Annotated in this window: 16 protein-coding genes; all 16 read right to left on the reverse strand. The window is 32.7% G+C overall.

Annotated features, from left to right (window positions below):
• Positions 1 to 276 precede the first annotated feature (276 nt).
• The 16 genes from ACTPNM_RS07215 to ACTPNM_RS07290 all read right to left on the reverse strand — a co-directional run bounded on the left by ACTPNM_RS07215 (position 277) and on the right by ACTPNM_RS07290 (position 15,727).
• Positions 277 to 828 carry an HD domain-containing protein gene (locus ACTPNM_RS07215; RefSeq protein WP_440121162.1) on the reverse strand — a complete coding sequence of 184 codons (552 nt, stop codon included), beginning with the start codon at positions 826 to 828 and terminating at the stop codon, positions 277 to 279.
• 92 nt (positions 829 to 920) lie between these two features.
• On the reverse strand, positions 921 to 1,331 hold the full coding sequence (locus ACTPNM_RS07220) for a hypothetical protein (RefSeq protein WP_440121163.1): 411 nt from the start codon (positions 1,329 to 1,331) through the stop codon (positions 921 to 923).
• A gap of 85 nt (positions 1,332 to 1,416) precedes the next feature.
• Positions 1,417 to 2,133 carry a hypothetical protein gene (locus ACTPNM_RS07225; protein WP_440121164.1) on the reverse strand — a complete coding sequence of 239 codons (717 nt, stop codon included), beginning with the start codon at positions 2,131 to 2,133 and terminating at the stop codon, positions 1,417 to 1,419.
• 155 nt (positions 2,134 to 2,288) lie between these two features.
• Complete coding sequence (locus tag ACTPNM_RS07230; protein ID WP_440121165.1) at positions 2,289 to 3,143, reverse strand: hypothetical protein; 855 nt, start codon at positions 3,141 to 3,143, stop codon at positions 2,289 to 2,291.
• Positions 3,144 to 3,960: 817 nt separating this feature from the next.
• Complete coding sequence (locus ACTPNM_RS07235; protein ID WP_440121166.1) at positions 3,961 to 5,049, reverse strand: serine hydrolase domain-containing protein; 1,089 nt, start codon at positions 5,047 to 5,049, stop codon at positions 3,961 to 3,963.
• 70 nt (positions 5,050 to 5,119) lie between these two features.
• Complete coding sequence (locus ACTPNM_RS07240) at positions 5,120 to 5,698, reverse strand: NAD(P)H-dependent oxidoreductase (protein WP_440121167.1); 579 nt, start codon at positions 5,696 to 5,698, stop codon at positions 5,120 to 5,122.
• Positions 5,699 to 6,103: 405 nt separating this feature from the next.
• Positions 6,104 to 6,685, reverse strand: coding sequence for a Crp/Fnr family transcriptional regulator (locus ACTPNM_RS07245; protein ID WP_440067362.1), 582 nt, complete (start codon positions 6,683 to 6,685; stop codon positions 6,104 to 6,106).
• Between the two features lie 76 nt (positions 6,686 to 6,761).
• Positions 6,762 to 7,493, reverse strand: a complete 732-nt coding sequence (locus ACTPNM_RS07250) for a GNAT family N-acetyltransferase (RefSeq protein WP_440121168.1) — start codon at positions 7,491 to 7,493, stop codon at positions 6,762 to 6,764.
• Positions 7,490 to 7,939 carry a DMT family transporter gene (locus tag ACTPNM_RS07255; RefSeq protein WP_440121169.1) on the reverse strand — a complete coding sequence of 150 codons (450 nt, stop codon included), beginning with the start codon at positions 7,937 to 7,939 and terminating at the stop codon, positions 7,490 to 7,492. The genes ACTPNM_RS07250 and ACTPNM_RS07255 overlap by 4 nt, the downstream gene beginning before the upstream one ends.
• Positions 7,940 to 7,990: 51 nt before the next feature.
• On the reverse strand, positions 7,991 to 8,593 hold the full coding sequence (locus tag ACTPNM_RS07260; RefSeq protein WP_440121170.1) for a Crp/Fnr family transcriptional regulator: 603 nt from the start codon (positions 8,591 to 8,593) through the stop codon (positions 7,991 to 7,993).
• Between the two features lie 15 nt (positions 8,594 to 8,608).
• The gene (locus tag ACTPNM_RS07265; protein WP_440121171.1) at positions 8,609 to 9,553 is read right to left on the reverse strand and encodes an XdhC family protein; all 945 of its coding nucleotides are present in this window, start codon (positions 9,551 to 9,553) and stop codon (positions 8,609 to 8,611) included.
• A gap of 6 nt (positions 9,554 to 9,559) precedes the next feature.
• Entirely contained in the window at positions 9,560 to 9,934 is a 375-nt protein-coding gene (locus ACTPNM_RS07270; RefSeq protein WP_440121172.1) for a hypothetical protein, read from the reverse strand.
• A 120-nt stretch (positions 9,935 to 10,054) separates the two neighbouring features.
• The gene (locus ACTPNM_RS07275; RefSeq protein ID WP_440121173.1) at positions 10,055 to 12,307 is read right to left on the reverse strand and encodes a xanthine dehydrogenase molybdopterin binding subunit; all 2,253 of its coding nucleotides are present in this window, start codon (positions 12,305 to 12,307) and stop codon (positions 10,055 to 10,057) included.
• A gap of 8 nt (positions 12,308 to 12,315) precedes the next feature.
• Positions 12,316 to 13,713 carry an FAD binding domain-containing protein gene (locus ACTPNM_RS07280; RefSeq protein WP_440121174.1) on the reverse strand — a complete coding sequence of 466 codons (1,398 nt, stop codon included), beginning with the start codon at positions 13,711 to 13,713 and terminating at the stop codon, positions 12,316 to 12,318.
• Positions 13,714 to 13,858: 145 nt separating this feature from the next.
• Positions 13,859 to 14,629 (reverse strand): zinc ribbon domain-containing protein, encoded by a 771-nt coding sequence (locus ACTPNM_RS07285; protein WP_440121175.1) that lies wholly within the window; start codon positions 14,627 to 14,629, stop codon positions 13,859 to 13,861.
• A gap of 3 nt (positions 14,630 to 14,632) precedes the next feature.
• The gene (locus ACTPNM_RS07290) at positions 14,633 to 15,727 is read right to left on the reverse strand and encodes a Nif3-like dinuclear metal center hexameric protein (RefSeq protein ID WP_440121176.1); all 1,095 of its coding nucleotides are present in this window, start codon (positions 15,725 to 15,727) and stop codon (positions 14,633 to 14,635) included.
• Positions 15,728 to 15,823: the final 96 nt, after the last annotated feature.

Consider the following 15,823-nt stretch of genomic DNA (forward strand, 5'->3'; position numbering starts at 1 on the left):
GTTTTTTGTTAAAAAGGCTAGCTTTGTTGGTTGTTTTTATGGGGTGGAAATAGGGTGTGGTTTTTATCGGGATGACACCCCAATGGTAAGGGGAGCGATACTCCCTGCCTAAGGGGAGTGACTCTCCCATAGTAAGGGGAGCTATTTTAAACAGTGGTATATGCTACCGTGTAGAAAAATGTTAGTAAAGAAATGTAGTTTAAAGATATGGTAGCAATTTTTCAGAATAGGGGGGAATTGGCTACTTATACTAAGGGTTGGTAGCGTGGAATGTTTTTATTTAATATACTTTTTGTATTCAGTAATTTTATTGTCTAATCTTTTATTTAAATATTCATTCTTGTTATTTAGTGCTTCATTAATTACGATAGCTTCAGATAAATAGTTTTGAATTTTATCTTTTTTCCAATGTTTTGGTGGTTCTTGAAGGTTTGTAATTCTGTCTGCTAATTTTACCATTCCAACTTCTTTTTTAAGTTTGTTTATTCGGTTCAAGCTGTCTGTCATTTTCTCTTTTTTAGAATCCAGATTTTTATTTTTAGTCAATGCTTGAACTCCAATAGTAACTTTTTCTCCAAACATGTTCAATAACTCCGAAAAGTCAGTATCAGTATCTTCTAATGTATCGTGGAGTAGCGCTAATTGAACAGCATAATTCAAATCGAAGTTGTTATTTGCATTATATGCTATGATTATTTCCATAGCAACGTTAGAGATGTGTAGCAAATAGTTAGAGTTCGTTCCAGGAACTTTTTGATCTTTGTGCTTTTCTCCAGCAAATTTTATTGCTTTTTGATAGAGTTCTTGTGTCATTTGAGGTGTTTCCATTTAGAGAAGAGTTTTTCAGTATATTATTGTTCAAAAGGATAAAAAGTAGGCGAGAGTTAGTGAATTACTTATAATAATTACAGTAAGTGGCTCTATTTTGGGTTGATAAATAATATTTTTCGGTTAAACTCTTCTTCAAACTCATACAAAAAATCTAGTTCTTTTCTATATTCATTGTATTTCTCCCAAGGTGTTAATTTTTTTTCAGAGTCAAGAAAGCTTTTAATTTTTGCTAACACTTCTTTACGAAGTTGTTCTGGTATGGTATCCTCGAAATTTTCAATCCGATTGTTTTCTTCATAATTAATCAAAACATTGTAAAACTCTAATAGTTGATTTCGGAAGTTATTTTTTATAAATATTTCAATAGAAAATTCAAGATTAGATAATTCTTGTGGTATTACCATGTCAAATATTGGGGTTACAACTAAGTATGGCTCTCCCCAAGAAAATTTCTTCTCTTCTAATGAGCATTTAGGTAGTGTATCGGTGTCTATTTTCATTTGTTTTGATTGAGTTGCTGTTTTGTTAATTGTATAGAGTAGATTTGGACGTAGTTGAATCTGCCGTAATTGTAGTTATATATTGTTAGGTTTTCGTTATTTTATTCAAAACATTATCTATATGCCAAATCAATCGTTGTTTACTACCATTATCTAAAGCTCTTTGTCCCGACAACATTGAAGAGAAAAAGACATAAGAGTTTATTTTGGAGTTATTTATAATTTTATCTGTACCTAAACTATAATCAAATTCAAAATCATATCCCATCCAAACTGCAAAATTTTCACCCTTTTTCTCGTATTTATCTCTACCTAAAAAGTGTCTTGCAGCAGTATTTGATACAACCATAATTTTAGGGTTTAAATATTCAAGAATTTGTTTAGATATAGTTAATTGTTTATCAATGAATTTATTTCCTTCTTCTGTTTTTAATAATTGGTTTTTAATAAAGGATTGTTGTGTTTCTCGAAAAACCAACATATCTAAATGAGACCAGGTAAGGCTCCTAAAACCTGTTCTTTTATCATCAAGCTCTTTTATTATATTGTTAAAAGGTTTAAAGTAGTTTAAATTTCCAATATCTTTTTTACTATAGAATAGTCCTTCGGATTTATCACCTCCATAAGAAGGGTTGATACCTACAAATAAAATATCTATATCTTTTTGGTTTTCATCAAATTGGAAAACAAAACCTCTATCTAAAAGATTGTCTTCACTTGTAGATGTAGAATTATTTATGGAGGTTTCAATGTATTCATTCCAAACTTCTTGATACTTTTTAACTAAATCTTGTCCTTTCATAATTTTTTTCTAATGAAATCTAACGGGTTTGTATATGATACGTTGCGTGGTATAGCACGTAATTTAGCAAATAAAAACCGAATAGAAAATCCGCGAGGATTTTCGTAAGTGGGCGAGTACTAGCAATGGATTATATACGTTGTTGCCAACTGGTTTTATTCGGATTTACTAAATAACCAATTAGCAAAACTTCTTCTAGCGATTTGCATTGCTTTTAAATGTAGCATACTAATTTCTTCTGTCTTGTTATTAAATTCCCAATCTGAGAAATTATCTCCGTTTAATAAATATTCCGTGTGTGTAATTCTTGACCTAATTGTATAAATTTGATTGTATAATTTTTTGGCTTCTTTTTTGTCAGAAACATATTTAAAAAGAAATTCTCTAAATTTTGCAGCTATTCCCCAAATCGGTCTTCCGCATTTTTGACAATGTCTTTTCGATGTTTTTATTGTTTTACAATCATTACATTCAAATTCTATTTTCTCATTCTTAAATTCCAAATTAACTAATGTTTCAATACTAGAAACAATAGAGAAAAATGATAGACTTTTCATAGTTTTGAATAAATCTAATCCATTACAAAACTGATGCATAGCAGAATTAATTATTTTGAGTTCCTTATTATCTAAATTGAAGTAATTCTCAAAAATTATGTCTATTGTATTTGGAAAATTAATGCTCTTTTTCTTGCTTTCTAAAGGTTCGTAGAAATAGTATGATCTTTGATTTAGCAATTCAATTTTCGGAAAATCTGGATTAGAGAATTCAGTAATGAACATATCCTTACTAATGTTTTCATATGTAAATGAAGGCATTGAAGTAGAACTTGAAATTTTATTGAATTCCTTTTTGACTTCTTCTGTTATTTCTTCTGGTACTGGAACTGTCCACATCATTTCTATGTGTCTATAAAAGAATATACGATAATTCGAAATTGTCGAAATAAGATTTGTTAATTGAATTAATTTATTGGTTTGAGCTGTTAATTCAGCGACTGTTTGATTCACAGATTTTGAATCGAATTCCTTTACTTCTTTTATTTCGGAATCATCCACATAAAATTCAATAATCATCGGAAAATGTATTGCGTGAGTAGAACTTGGTGCATTTTCTAAATTAACTGGATAAATCTGAAATTTGTCTCCAAATCTATAACAGGAATTTAGTGGTGTTCTGGAAAATATAATATTTTTGATGAAGTTTCTGGGCATTTTTCAGCTTGTTGGCAACTAGTTTATATACATAATGAAACTACTATTATATTCCTTTTACGGTAGGGTATGTGGAACTTTTAGCAATTTTATTAACACTCTCAAATATAAAAAAAGTAAGATAAAAAAGTGTAACTTTTTTATCGGGTCAACACACGAAGCCTAATCGGGTCAACACACGAAGCCTAATCGGGTCAACACACGAAGCCTAATCGGGTCAACACACGAAGCCTAATCGGGTCAACACACGAAGCCTAATCGGGTCAACACACGAAGCCTAATCGGGTCAACACACGAAGCCTAATCGGGTCAACACACGAAGCCTAATCGGGTCAACACACGAAGCCTAATCGGGTCAACACACGAAGCCTAATCGGGTCAACACACGAAGCCTAATCGGGTCAACACACGAAGCCTAATCGGGTCAACACACGAAGCCTAAGGAAAGTGATACCATACACCTAAGGGGAACGATGCTCCCCGCCTAAGAGGAGTGTTACCAAACAATAAAAAGATAAAATATCGTATTGTGTAGAAAAATGTTAGTTAGTATATTAAATGTATAATTTTGGTTTTAAGAAGCAAGAGTATGTATAGTACTACACAAAGTATTTTACTCACTTTCAAGTATTATAGTTGCAATTTGTGAGTTAATTTGATTTGGTCTAATAGTCCAGTTTAAAGCACCGTTAGTTAATAAAATAACTGTAATATTTTGATTGGTTTTTTCGTTCCAGTAATGTCTGAAAGAGGAAATACCAGCTCCTCCATGTCCAACCATTCTATAACCATCTTGAAGTCTGTAAGACTCCCAACCTAATCCAAAATAGCCATCTTTTCCATTTTTTAACTTTACAGGTGTCCAAGCTTTTTCGAGTTGTTCTTTTGTGATGATTTTTTCTTCCTGAATAGCTTGAAACCATTTAACTAAATCATCTATTGAGATATTTAAACCAGCACCAGCATACATAGGAGAAGAATAATTTAGAGGAAACATTTCTAAACTCCCATTTCTTTTTTGGTAACAAGTAACCCTATTAGGAATAACTTTTTTAAACCCACCGTACTTAGCTGTACTTAAATTGAACTTGTCGAAATATTCAGTTAGCATATAGGATTCAAAATCCTGATTTGCTAATTTTTCAATTATAGCACGAACTAGTAAAAAACCTGTTGCATTATATTTTGACTCCGTTCCTGGCTCAGAACTAAATGGTTTATCTCTTAGAGTGTCAATAACACTTTTTTCACTATCAGGAGCTAAATAAATTTGATAATCTATTTGGTCTGGAATACCAGAAGTATGAGATAGTAGTTGTTTGAGAGTTAATTTTTTCCAAGACTCAGGGAAGTCGTTTCTGTTTGGAAGAAAATCTTCTAAAGTTTCACTTACATCTCGTTTATGAGTGCTTAATAATTTATGAAGTGCAATTGAACTGAATAATTTAGATATTGAAGCAACAGGGAAAGACTTATCTATAGTCATAGGTACTTTAAGTTGCGCATGTGCTAAACCAAATGATTTTTTGTGTACTACTTTATTATCAATAAGTATTACATAGTTTAACCCAATAATATTTAGGCTATCTATGGTGCTTTCTAAATAGGCATCAGTTTTACTATAAACACTTTTGTCATTTTTTTGAGCATAAGATTTACCTATTAAACAAGTAATTAGTAATAATTGTAAAATTAGTTTCATTAGTTCTGTTTTTTTCAATGACAGATGAGATTCGAAATTGTTACAGTTTATAAAAAATAACTGTTATTTTTTATTTGTTCATTGTTCCAAGAGTTGCTACTTTTTTCAACCATTTACTTCTAAACTTTTCTTTTGAGAGTCTTATAGGACCAATAGTAGTAATTCGCACTTTTTTTATTCCTATATAGTTTAATGTTAGTTTTTTAATCGCATTATGACTCGGGCTTCTATATATCCACTTATAGTACCAAGCAGGTTGATCTAACGTACAAATTATTCTGGCTGTTTTTCCTGTAAAACATTTATCCCACCATAAAGAGTTTTCTTTTTTATTAAAAGCAAAGCCAGGGAGTAAAACCCGATCTAAAAAACCTTTCATAATTGCAGGTACTGAGCCCCACCAAATAGGGTATACCAATACTAAGTGGTCTGCCCACTTTAGTTTTTCTTGTGCTTCTAATAAGTCAGGTTCAAGTTCTGTTCGTTTTCGATAGCCAAATTGAAGGTTAGGGTTAAAGTTTAATTCTCGGATGTTGATTTCTTGTACTTCAGCAGTCGATTTCTTAGCGCCTGTTTTATAAGCTTCAGAAAGGGCATAATTAAAACTTTCCTTGTCTGGGTGTCCGTTTATAATGAGTATTTTCTTCATATATCTTAAAATATAGGTTTTAATGTTGCTTCAAATTGAGAGCCTGTTAAGTTTTTTGTTTTAAAAAACTTATACAGTATAAAACAGGTAGGTATTGTTAAAAAGACTATGCAGATTATAAAAGTGCTAAGGCTACAAAATATGCCTAAAATTTGGGTGCTAGCTTCTCCTATATAGGAAGCGATATTGTTTTGCGGATTCTTAAAGTACATATGAACCGATAAGGCATACTCATAAAACCGAACTGAAGTTTCGTAGATTAACCAAGCGGGGTAAAACCACTTTCTAATAGGTTCCCACCATTTTCCCCAGATTGACTTTAGTTGTTGTTTATTGTTATCTTCCATTGTTATTGTATTTGTTAGCAAAATTGCTGTAAATGGAAGGCTTATCATTTGATATAAATCAAATTCGTTTTTTGGGGTTTCTTATCCTGCTCAACGTTTCTAGAGTTATTCCTAAATAAGAGGCAATATGTGTAAGAGGAATTCTGTTGGTTATAAAAGGATAAATACTAAGCAGGTGTTTATATCTTTCTTCTGCTTTGTTGAATTGAATGGTGTATAATCGCTCGCATAGCCCCAACATGGTCTCAGTGACTATTTTACTAATTAAGCGTTCAAAGTCGTGATGCTTTTGAGAAAGCTTATCAACAGTATCTTTTGAAAATTCCAAAACAGTTGAATCTTCAATAAATTCAACATAATGCGGACTTGGTTCATTGCTAAAAAAGCTAACGATGGAAGCCATAAACTGATTTTCGAAAGTAAACCAATCAGAAATGTCTTTACCATCTTTTAAGTAATATGCTCTTGAACATCCTTGTACAATGAAAAAGACTTTTTTAGAGAATTGCCCTTCTCGTACAACAATGTCTCCTTTTTTATATACACAAACTTTTGAACTGGCAGTTAATTCTTGTTGACACTCAGTAGATAGCGGAGTGTAAGTTTCCTCAATTGTTTTAAAGACTTCTTTATAATTCATCCTTTCTCATTAGTAGCTTCAAACCTACTATTTTTTTACCAAGTTCAAAAGTTATGTGTGTTAATATGTTGTACTTTTAAGAAGGATTGACAATACCATAATTTTTCATTAAAAAGTCTAAAGAAAACCCTAGTTTTAAATACATTTCTTTAGCCATTTCTGAGGCTTGTAATGTAGCTAACGATAAATTCTGGTCAATGGCTTTGTTCAATGTGTGACGCATAATTTCGGTAGCAAAACCTTGTTTTCTTTTTTCAGGTATAATACCCAAACTATGTAAGCCGGCAACAGTATTAGTAGTGTATAAAATTACGGTTCCAACAAGTTCTTGTTCAAAATAAACAAGATAGTAGGGTATGGTTTCTTTAGTTTTTAAAATAGTTGCTGTGCTTATTTCGTAATTAAAGGCTTTAAAAAAAGCGTTGCTCCAAATGTCAGCTTCTTCTGTGTTTTCTACTCTTTTAAAATCGATCTGTCTTTGAGTTTCAAACTTTTCTTTTAGTTCTAAACTCATTCCGTATTGAGTTGACTTTAACTGAATTTTAGCGTCAAGCTCCATATTGTTTTCTTGATAGGGAAGTGTAAATAAAGAAAATGTAAAACGGTTGTTTTTACTAATCATTTGCTTTTGTATCTCCTTTAGCTGATTCTCAGAAGGAGAGAGGTTGGTCCAAATTCTATTAGGCCATTGAGTGTTTTGTATATAAGCGCTTTCAAAAAATGTTTCTTTATGGTAACCTTGGTATGGAACCGCAGCAGACTTCCATAAAGAGGTTAAATTGTTAATGTTTGATACTACTTTTTTCATTTTGAGTTGATTAAAATAATACTAATTGCCATGAAAACAATTCCAATACACTTTTGGGTAGTTATGGGTTCAACAGGCAAGTTTAACCAACCAAATTTTCCTGCGAATAACGAAAAAATCAATTGACCACATAGACCAAAAGCAATCATTTTTGAAATACCTAGCTTTGGTATGGTGTAAAAATAAAGAGAAATACCAATCATGCTAAAAAGTCCGCCAATGAACCATAAATACCAAGGTACTTGTTGCGCTATAGTTAGTTGAATACTTTCTTCTTTGAATAGATATATGAATAAGCATCCAAAAATAGCGCTGGCTATAGAAGTGGCTATAACAGCAATAACAGGTTGTTTTACAATAGTACCTAGTTGCGTGTTAAATCCTGCTTGAACAGCTAGTGATACTCCTCCAATAAAGGCTAAAAAGTATATAAAGAATATTTTCATACTGCAAAGATGGAAAGGAAATAAAACCTTTTTCTTTACATATGTTGATTGCTACACATTTTTTTTAATGCTTTTACGAATTCGGCTTAACTGAGTGGGAGTGATGCCTAAGTGAGAGGCAATATAGTGTAATGGTATTCTATTTTCTATGTTTGGGTTAGCGTTTACAAAATCAAGATACCGTTCTTTAGCTTCTTTTAAAACAATGTCAATTTCTCGTTTTTCTTTATCAATTACCCAGTTCTTTTCAAGATAAGCAATATAGAAGTTTTGCAAATCTTGGTTTTCTTTAATAAGTTGCCTGTATACATCATACGGAAAGCTAATAACTGTAGAATCCTCTATAACTTCTAGAGAAAACTGAGAAGGTGTGTTGGTAAGTGATGATACTACAGAACCTATAAAACTACCTGATAAAAAGATGTTTTTATGATATACCGTACCGTTTTTATGTAAAAAACAAGAAACTACTGCGCCTTTGTATAGCACGTGTATGTGTTTTGACACCTTTCCGAAGGGTAATAAAGTAGCTCCCTTTTTTAAATCGTGCACTTTTGCAGCTGAAAACAAAGAAGAAATCACCTCGTCACTCACCGTAGCATAACGATTAAAAACACTTGCTAAAAAGGCTTTATATTCATTAGGTTGATCCATTACTCTTTATACGGTTTAAGTGTTTTTTATTTGTATGATTTGTGCCGCAATACTTACTGCTATTTCCTCAGGCGTTTCACTTTTTATAGAAAGTCCAATAGGTGCATATACTTTGCTCAATTCTTTTTGAGTGAATCCTTCGTTTTGCAGAACTTCCCACATCGTTTGCAACTTTGCTTTGCTACCCAAAACACCTAAAAATTGATAGTTATTTTTAAGGAGCTTACTCAATACCAACTTGTCATCAGTATATTTATTGGTCATAATAGCTACATAGCTTGAAGAAGATTCTTCTATGTAGTTTTCAATATCATTATAATCAATAACCTGTTTTTTATGAGCAGTTTGGTTGTTTTCTAAGGTGTTGAGGTTTTCTCTATTGTCAAAAACTACCACATAAAAACCTAGCTTTACAAAGAGTTCAGAAACAGCAACACCTACATGTCCACCACCAACAATGTACAAGGTTTCTTTAAAACCGATATGTTCTTTAAAATACCAATCTTCTTTTGAGTTGATGTCATACTCAAACTGATTTTCTAGAATATCAGTAGTAAAATCAAATAGGATAGGAGATAAATGTAAAGTTCCTTTTTTACCGTGTTGTAAAGAAGAAATAATGGTTGAGATTATTGAAATATGCTTAGCATCTAAGCAATGAAAGGCCACCGTTTGTTCACCAGAACAAATCATACCCGAACCATCTTTGATAGTTCCTTTATGAATTTGTTTTTTACTAAAGGTTGGCGGATTCTCTTGTTGTACTAGTTGTTTGGCTTCTTCAACGAGCGCAAACTCCATCACACCACCACCTACAGAGCCAAAAATAAAACCATCTTCAGCAATTAACATTTTAAAACCTTTTCGACCAGGAGAACTACCAAGGTTTTCAATTACCGTTAGTAGGTATACCTTTTGCCTATTTTGAAGTTTTGTGTGTAACTGTTGCCAAAATTCCATAAACGTCTAATTAAAAATGGTTTCGCTTAGTGCATAATAAATAGCCATAAGAGCTGAGAATATAGCACTTGCTAAAAAACGCCAATCGAGTTTTACTTTATTTTGAATGATAAAATTAGCGATAAACGAAATAGGGATGTTTACCAAAAATGACCAACAAGCAACAATGAATAAGTTACTGGTTATTTGTTCAAAATTCCCAGAAAATAGCTTGATAAACAGTAAATGTCTAAAAATCCAAAGCGGATTAAAGTAAGCAATGGCTAATATTGTTTTCGCTATAGTTCTTTTGAGTCCGCTATTGTTGGCTGTCTTTTTTTCTATCCAATTAAAATAATTAGGGATTTCAAAAGCATAAACGGTAGCACCAATAAGTACCATTCCGAGAAGTCTGTATATTGAAAACTCGTTTAGTAACAGGGATGCAACGGTATCTCCAATGCTATAAATTAACGCCCCCCTAAATATATTCTGTTTGGTGTATTGTAGTTTGATAAGCTTTTATTTTTCATATAATCCCATTAATACTTTTTCAGGTGTAAAAGGAGCGTGGAATTTTAATTTATAATTAGGGTTAAAGGCTTTTACTGCTTGCTGGATGGCAAAATACGTTCCAATACCATACATTAATGGAGGCTCACCAACTGCTTTCGATTTTTTAATAGCCATTTGATTTCCTTCCGTTTTTAACGGAATGGTTTCTACTGTTTTGGGAGCTGAGAAAATATCAGGAACCTTGTAAGTAGATAACGCATTCGAAAGCAAGCGTCCATCATTATTATAGGCAATTTCCTCTAAGGTCATCCAGCCGATTCCTTGTGCTAAAGCACCTTCAACTTGCCCTAAATCAATACCCATATTCATACTTTTACCAAAGTCGTGTACAATTTTTACGCTGTCAATTTCATAATTACCGCGGATACAATCTACAGTAACTGTTGTGATGGCAGTACCGTATACATGGTAGGCAAACGGATGTCCTTTTTCTTTGGTCTTGTCAAAATGAATTACAGGAGTAGCATAATGGGCATTTTCAGACAATGCCACACGACGAAGCATCGCTTCAGTAATTAAAGCTTCCCATGTTAAGTCTGATTTTTTATCGTTTACAAAAACAAAATTCTCTTTGAAGGAAATGTTTTTTTCTTCGGAAGAAAGCATGTCAGCGGCAACTTTTGTTAGTCGTTCAACTAACGAATTACAAGCCATTTCAACTGCTTTTCCGTTGAGGTCGGCAGTAGAACTCGCAGCAGAAGGTGAGGTGTTGGCAACACGCGTAGTGTTAGTTGTTTCCAGTTTAACCTTATTTGCCGAAATTCCTAAAACACTTTGTGCTACTTGCAACATTTTAGTATTTACACTTTGTCCCATTTCCACGGCAGCTGTAGAGACGCCAACACTTCCATCTTGATAAATATGTATCAATGCACGTGCATGATTCATTGGGGTATTGGTAAACGAAATACCAAAAGCGATGGGCATTAATGAAATACCTTTTTTGTAATGGTCATTTTTACTATTAAAACCTGCAACTTCTTGCTCTAATTTTTCAAGTTGATATTGTTCTTTTGCACTAAACCATGAGTTTTGTGCTTGTACTTCAGTAGCAATTTGTCCGTAAGAAAACTCATCATTTTCAGCCAATAAATTTGCTTCTTGTATTTCTCTTTTGTTAATGCCCATTTTATCAGCGGCATCGGCAATAGCACTTTCAATGACAAACATACCTTGCGGACCACCAAATCCACGAAAAGCCGTGTTAGGTGGTAAGTTGGTTTTACAGCTATACACGGTGGTATGCACGTTGGGAACAAAGTAACTATTGGTAGCATGAAACAAAGTTCTCTCGGCAATTGCAGGAGATAAATCAGCTGCAGCACCAGAGTTTTGCAAGAACTCTGCTTCAAAAGCTTTTATTTTTAGGTCTTTTGTTAACCCTATTTTATAAAAAGATGAATACGGATGACGTTTTCCTGTCATACGTAAATCGTCATGTCGATTTAACATATATTTTACTGGACGATTCAAATGTTGTACTGCAACAGCAGCCATTACCGCCCATGGAGTAGCTTGGTCTTCTTTTCCTCCAAAACCACCACCTAAACGAATTACATCTACCTCAATTTTATGCATTGGGATACCCAACACTTTGGCAGCTGTTTTTTGTACAGCAGTAGGTCCTTGCGTAGAGGAAGTAATTTTTATATTTCCGTTTTCTTGTGGTACTGCATAACAACCTTGTGTTTCTAGGTATAAATGTTCTTGTCCGTTAGAAAAAGTTTCGCCCTCAAACACATATTCACATTCGCTAAATGCGTTTTGAGTATTCCCTAAGTTAAATGAGCGAGGAGCATTGATAAAACTACCTTTTTCTTTGGCTTCTTTGGCTGTTGTAATCACAGGAAGTTCTTCAATATCTATGGTAATTAAAGTTCTCGCTTTTTTAGCAATCGCTTCACTTTTAGCTACGATAAAAGCAATAGGTTGTCCCCAAAAATGTACTTCATCTTCTGCCCATAAAGGTTCATCGGGAATAATACCACCAATTTGATTTTCGCCTAAAACATCTTTATAGGTAAATATTTTTACAACGCCGTCTAGCGCTTCAGCTTTGGAATAGTCTACCGACTTTATTTTTCCGTGTGCTTTTGGTGAATCAAAAACCAGACCGAATAAGGTATCTTGACGCAGCATTAAATCGTCAACAAATAATGATTCTCCTCTAACATGGGTGAAACTGTCTATGTTCTTCATCGTTTTCATTAGGCAATTAGTTTTTTAAGTTCAACTTGATTAGGGAATAGCTCTAAAAAGTGAGCAAAAAATAATTGTCTTGCCAATAAACGTTTATAGTCAGTAGTTCCACGAACATCGCTGATAGGAGAAATTTCTGATTGTAAAATAGCTTCTGCTTCTTTGATGATTTCAGAACTGATTACTTTTCCTACTAAAAAGGTATTGGTTTGGTATAAATACTTCGGAATTGCAGCTACACCTCCTAAAGAAAAATGTGCATCTGTAATTATATTATTTTTTAGTGTAATTCTTCCTGCGGAATTTACACTTGCAATGTCTAAATGCGTTCGCTTGCTTACTTTTTCGAAATTAAAATTGTCTTCTGCCTGCGGAACTTTAAATGTTATAGACTGTAAGATTTCGCCTTCTTGTAAGTCGTATGTTTTGTAGTCTTGATGAAACTCTTGAAACGGAATTTGTCGCGTGTTTCCATCTTCTTTCTGAATGGTTAACGTTGAGTTTAATGCTAAAAAGAAAATAGACATATCACCAATAGGTGAGGCATTTACAAAGTTACCTCCAATAGTTCCCATATTTCTGATTTGCTCAGAAGAAACAAGTTTTAAAAATTGCTTGAGTTTAGGGAAAAGGGTTTGCAGTTGTTTACTTTCTGCAATTTCGGTAACGGTTGTATTAGCACCCAGTGTACAAAATCCTTCAGTAAAAGATATTTCTTTTAAAGCATTTTTATCGGTTAATAAATGTACATCTTCTTCAGCCATTTTATCTGCATGCTGTACATATATATCGGTTCCGTTGGCTACTTTTACACCTGTTTTTTCAAAGGTTTTTGGTTGTAATTGAGCTAATTTTTCTGGAATAGTTACAAAATAATTAGGAATAAAACCTTCCTTGATTAACCAGTCGATTTGCTGGTTGTTATCTTTTTGTTGCAGTTTTTGTTCTATTTCAAAACCTGCTTTTTCAATTGATTTATAGCCTGTACAACGACAAATATTTCCACTAATAGCATCGTTACATGAGGTTGTTTGCTTGTCGTCAAGAGCATAACCAGTCATAGAAACTACAAAACCAGGGGTACAAAACCCACACTGAGTAGCATAATTGTCAGTCATCGCTTTTTGAACAGTGTTTAGTTCTTTGGATAAATTTATTCCTTCTACCGTAACAATATGCTTTCCGTTAGCATTTCCTAAGGGAGAAATACAAGAAGTTATACTTTGGTAGCTAAGTTTATTATCTTTTAATTCACCAATTAAGACAGTACAAGCTCCACAATCGCCTTCACGACATCCTATTTTTGTACCTTTTAATTGTTGATGTTCTCGAATAAAGTCGAGTAAGGTAATACCAGCGTTTGCTGTAGTTTTTATTACCTGATTATTTAATATAAATTGTATCATAAGCAGAATGCAAGATACGAAAATGTAACGTTAGGTGAAAAGCGAGAGGCTTTGATTTTTAACAGTCACCAATTTTATAATTAAAAATTTATAGCAACAAAAAAGCCTCCAATTTGGAGGCTTTGTATATGTTTTAAGAAAAATATTAAGCAAATAAGCTGTCAATTTTTTCTTTTTCTTCTTGTGCTAAGGCTGGATCTACTAAAATACGACCACTGTGCTCATCAATTGTAATTTTCTTACGGTTTGCAATTTCTAATTGCACCTGTGGTGGAATAGTAAAGAAAGAACCTCCAGCAGCTCCACGCTCAATAGCAACAACTGCTAATCCGTTTCTTACTTTAGTTCTAATTCTTTTGTATGCTGTTAACAAGTGTTTGTCAATAGATTGAGAAAATTCTTCAGACTTTTCTTTTAATAATTGCTCTTCTTTTTCAGTTTCCTTTAAGATAGCATCTAATTCACCTTTTTTGTGAGCTAAATGTGCTTCTTGTTGAGCTAATTTTTCTTTGGTATTATCAATAACCTCTTTCTTTTGAGAAATCTTAGCTTTGTATTCTTTAATTCTCTTTTCAGATAATTGAATTTCTAATTCTTGATACTCAATTTCTTTAGATAAAGAGTCGAATTCACGGTTATTACGAACATTTTTTTGTTGTTCTTCGTACTTAGTAATTAAGTTTTTAGATTCTTCAATAGCTAACTTTTTGTTACTAATATCAGTTTCTAAATTTTTAACATCCTCAGCTAAATTAGAAAGTCTTTTGTTTAATCCGGCAACTTCATCTTCTAAATCTTCAACTTCTAAAGGTAATTCACCGCGAACGTTTCTAATCTCGTCAATTCTAGAATCGATTAACTGTAAATCGTATAACGCTCTTAATTTTTCTTCTACCGTTACTTCTTTTTTTGCCATCTGTTAAATATAGTGTATTGGATTTGTACTTTTTTCGCTTAAAATAATTGCAAAAATACTAAATTTTTTGCTAAGATAATCAACTAAAATGTTTTTTGTAAATTGCTCGCTTTCATAATGTCCTACATCTGCAAGTAATATTCTTTTTTCTGCTTTAAAAAACTCATGATATTTAAAATCAGCACTAATGTAAGCATCTGCTCCAGCTCGCATCGCATTTTTAATAGCGAAACTTCCTGAACCTCCTAATACAGCTACCTTTTTAATAGGTTTGTCGAGTAATTCAGAATGTCTAACACAGCCAGTTTTAAATGTTTTTTTTACAAATAATAAAAAATCTTTTTCCTTCATAGCTGATGGAAGTTCTCCAATCATACCCATACCCACATGTTGATTTTGATTGTCTAAGGTTATAACTTCATAGGCAACCTCTTCATACGGATGGTTTTTAAAGAGAGTAGAAAGTATTTTTACTTCTAAAAAAGAGTCGAAAGTTACCGTAATACAGGTTTCTTCTTCAAACATGAGTTCTCCTTTTTTACCTATAGTAGGGTTAGAGTTCTCGTTTCCTTTGTAGCTTCCTTTTCCTTCTGTATTAAAAGAACAGTTGTCGTAATTACCAATGTTTCCTGCACCTGCTTCAAATAATTTGTTACGAAGGTTGTTAGCATTTTGAGAAGGAACATACGTTGTTAGTTTTTTAATGATTCCTTTTTTAGGAATTAAGGTTTTCATGTTTTCTAAACCTAAAACTTCTCCCATTTTTGCTGAGACACCATTATTTACATTATCTAATGCAGTATGAGTAGCATAAATAGCAATGTTATTTTGAATAGCTTTTAATACAACGCGTTCTACATAATTGTTGCCGTTAATCTTTTTCAATCCGCTAAATACAATAGGATGAAAACTTACAATAAGATTACAGTTTTTAGCAATTGCTTCATCTACAGTTTCTTCAAGGGTGTCTAGCGTAACTAAAACTCCTGTAACTTCAGTACTGTAATTACCTATTAATAAACCAACATTGTCAAAATCTTCAGCATACGAAAGCGGTGCTAATTGTTCAATATAGTTGGTGACGTCTTTTATTTGCATTTGGGTACGTTTTCAAAATATTACTATAGCAAAGTTACAAAGTAGAAAAATGAAAATAAAAGTATCCTGTACATTAATGCTTAAATTATTACTTTT

It is taken from the genome of Tenacibaculum sp. Ill (genome assembly GCF_051938915.1).
In the GTDB taxonomy this organism is placed as follows: domain Bacteria; phylum Bacteroidota; class Bacteroidia; order Flavobacteriales; family Flavobacteriaceae; genus Polaribacter; species Polaribacter larymnensis.